The organism is Brevundimonas sp. (assembly GCF_031082345.1).
In the GTDB taxonomy this organism is placed as follows: Bacteria; Pseudomonadota; Alphaproteobacteria; order Caulobacterales; family Caulobacteraceae; genus Brevundimonas.
The window spans coordinates 1-2,839 of record NZ_JAVHLH010000314.1 but is presented as its reverse complement, the minus strand read 5'-3'; the positions used below and the strand labels follow the sequence as shown (position 1 = coordinate 2,839).

Here is a 2,839-nt window from a genome sequence, read left to right as displayed (position 1 = left end):
AGCTGATCGGCATGGGCGGCGACGACGTCCTCGACGGCGGCGATGGCGAGGATTTGGCGGTGCTGGCCGGGGTTCGAGCCGACTACCTGGTCTCAGCCGAGGCCGACGGCGCATACCGCGTCGCGGACTCCGTGACGGCGCGGGACGGCGTCGATCTGTTGATCGGCGTCGAACGGGTCCGGTTCAGCGACGGTACGACCGCGCTGTTGTCCGACCTCGTGACCGGCTCCGCCCCCCCGGCGACGATGATGTCGGCGAGCGGCGACGACCCCCAGATACTGCCCGGCCTTGCGGACGACGATTTCATCCTGGCCAAGGGCGCGACCGATCCGTTGATTCTGCCAGACGACGACCTGATCGACGAATTGGCGCCGCAGGGCCGGTTCGGAGGCGATACCGATGTGATGCTGACCCTGTTCGACGACGGCTTCATGGGCGACGCCCTCGGTCTGATCCGGCAGTTGGACGGACTCGACGACTGGATGTAGTCCGAGAATCGAGTCGGGCGGAGCGCCGGGACGGTTGGGTCCGCCTCGGCGTTTTGCCGCGTTTTAGCTCCCGGACCCTTGCGGACGGACCGAAACGCTTATCTCTAGCGTTCCGCTTCAGCTTGCGAGAAACCACGATGTCCGACGCCCCTCCCTACGATCCATCCCGCCACCTGAAGCGTGGTCGAGGCAAGGTGTATTCCTCCATTCTCGACACCATCGGCGATACGCCGCTGGTCGGATTGCCGCGGCTGTCGGCGGAGCATCGGTCGAAGGCCACGGTGCTGGCCAAGCTGGAATTCTTCAATCCGATCGGCTCGGTGAAGGACCGGATCGGGGTGGCGATGATCGACGCGCTGGAGCAGGCCGGCCGGATCGGGCCCGGGGCCGTGCTGATCGAGCCGACGAGCGGCAATACGGGGATCGCCCTGGCGTTCGTGGCGGCGGCGAAGGGCTATCGGCTGATCCTGGTCATGCCCGAGAGCATGTCGATCGAGCGCCGCAAGATGCTGGCCCTGCTGGGCGCCGAACTGGTGCTGACGCCGGCCGAGAAGGGCATGAAGGGCGCGATCGGCATGGCGCAGGACCTGCTGGACAAGACGCCCGGCGCGGTCAGCCCCTCGCAGTTCGACAATCCGGCCAATCCGGCCATTCACCGGGTCACCACCGCGGAGGAGATCTGGAACGACACCGTCGGCGAGGTCGATATCGTCATCTCCGGCGTCGGCACGGGCGGCACCATCACCGGCGTCGGCCAGGCGTTGAAGGCGCGCAAGCCGTCGGTGCGGATGATCGCGGTGGAGCCGACGGCGTCGCCGGTGCTGTCCGGCGGCGAGCCGGGCCCCCACAAGATCCAGGGCATCGGCGCGGGCTTCATCCCGTCAATCGTCGACCGTTCGGTCATCGACGGGGTCGAGCAGGTCTCGAACGAGGACGCCTTCGACATGGCGCGCAAGGCGGCGCGGATGGAAGGGATTCCGGCCGGCATCAGCTCGGGCGCGGCGCTGGTGGCGGCCTTCCGCCAGGCCGCCCTGCCGGAGAACGCCGGCAAGATGATCGTGGCGATCATTCCCAGTTTCGCGGAACGGTATCTGTCGACGGCGCTGTTCGAGGGTCTGTAGGCCGATTGTTTCAGCGGTGTTTCGGTCCGGTTTCAGGGGCGGGGCCGAAGGCGGGCGCGACCTGACCGAAGCTTAACTTGCCATGAGAGCCCGGGCGCGGCGCATTGCGGGCCCCGTCCCCCATGGAACCGTCATGCGCATTCTGCTTGCCTGCCTGAGCCTGCTCGCCGCCACCCCCGCCCTCGGCCAGTCGCCGGACGACCTGACGGCCCTGTCGGACGAGTTCGACGGAGCCGCCCTGACCGGCTGGACCCGGTTCGACGAGGCCATGGGCTGGCCGGACAAGATCAAGGCGATCGACGTCGGCGAGACGACCCCGGGCGCGCTGCACGTCGAGCCCTACCACTCGGCCTGGGTGCGCGACCTGAATGCGCCCTTCCTGTTCCGCGAGGTGCGGGGCGATTTCGACGTGCGGGCGCGGGTGCGGGTCCGGGGTCATACGGGCGACATTCCGGGCGGGACCTGGTCGCTGGGCGGGCTGATGGCGCGCGTGCCGAACCGGTCGAGCGCCGGCCAGTGGGCCCCGCGGGCGGAGAACTGGCATTTCATCACGACCGGCGTCGGCGCGGTCGCCGGCCAGCCGATGACCGAGACCAAGGGCACCTACAACAGCTATTCCTCGCTGAAGCTGAGGCCGTTCCCGAGCGGCTGGGTCGAGCTGCGGCTGGTGCGGGTGGGCATGGTGCTGATCGCCCTGGCGCGGCCTGAGGGCGAGACCGAATGGCGAGTGCGCGACCGCTTCTACCGGATGGAAAACAATCCGGTGATGCAGGTCGGGCTGATCGCCTATACGACGAGCGACGACGTCCCCCCGGGGCCGGAAAACGCCGAGATCATCAATCGGGAGGTCAATCGCGACGCGACGGTGGACATGGTGCTGGAGGCCGACTGGATCCGTTTCAGCCGGCCGCGTCCGCGGATTTCCGCGGACTGGTACGACCAGGTCAGCGCCCATCCGCTGGCGGACCCCAACCTGCCGGAGGTGGATCTGCTGGCCCTGCTGGGTGACTGAAGATCAGTTGAACGGTCGTCCAAAAGACTGTTGAATCCGGCCCTTGGGCCGGCCCGCTGCGAGCCGGCCGTGGGAGATCCATGATGAACCGGTCCGTGCTCGCGCTTCTGGGCGCCCTGACCCTTCTGACCGGCCCCGCCGCGGCGAGGGCCCAGGTCGCGCCCGAGGCGATCAACCCCAGCCTGCGGCTCGTGGCCAAGTCGTTCGCCTGCCTGGCA

The 2,839-nt window shown here is 68.3% G+C and carries 3 protein-coding genes; all 3 read left to right on the top strand.

Features of this window, described 5'->3' with window-relative positions; translation table 11 throughout:
* Positions 1–11 precede the first annotated feature (11 nt).
* The 3 genes from RDU12_RS14575 to RDU12_RS14565 all read left to right on the top strand — a co-directional run bounded on the left by RDU12_RS14575 (position 12) and on the right by RDU12_RS14565 (position 2,621).
* A complete protein-coding gene (locus RDU12_RS14575) occupies positions 12–488 on the top strand; it encodes a hypothetical protein (RefSeq protein WP_300290399.1) in 477 nt (158 codons plus the stop codon).
* Positions 489–625: 137 nt separating this feature from the next.
* On the top strand, positions 626–1,609 hold the full coding sequence (gene cysK / locus RDU12_RS14570) for a cysteine synthase A (protein ID WP_300290397.1): 984 nt from the start codon (positions 626–628) through the stop codon (positions 1,607–1,609).
* 133 nt (positions 1,610–1,742) lie between these two features.
* On the top strand, positions 1,743–2,621 hold the full coding sequence (locus RDU12_RS14565; RefSeq protein WP_300290395.1) for a hypothetical protein: 879 nt from the start codon (positions 1,743–1,745) through the stop codon (positions 2,619–2,621).
* Positions 2,622–2,839 lie beyond the last annotated feature (218 nt).

Bases quoted from the DNA above. Each gene is read 5' to 3' on its own strand.
- RDU12_RS14575 (WP_300290399.1), top strand. From the start codon at position 12: ATGGGCGGCGACGACGTCCTCGACGGCGGCGATGGCGAGGATTTGGCG.
- cysK (WP_300290397.1), top strand. From the start codon at position 626: ATGTCCGACGCCCCTCCCTACGATCCATCCCGCCACCTGAAGCGTGGT.
- RDU12_RS14565 (WP_300290395.1), top strand. From the start codon at position 1,743: ATGCGCATTCTGCTTGCCTGCCTGAGCCTGCTCGCCGCCACCCCCGCC.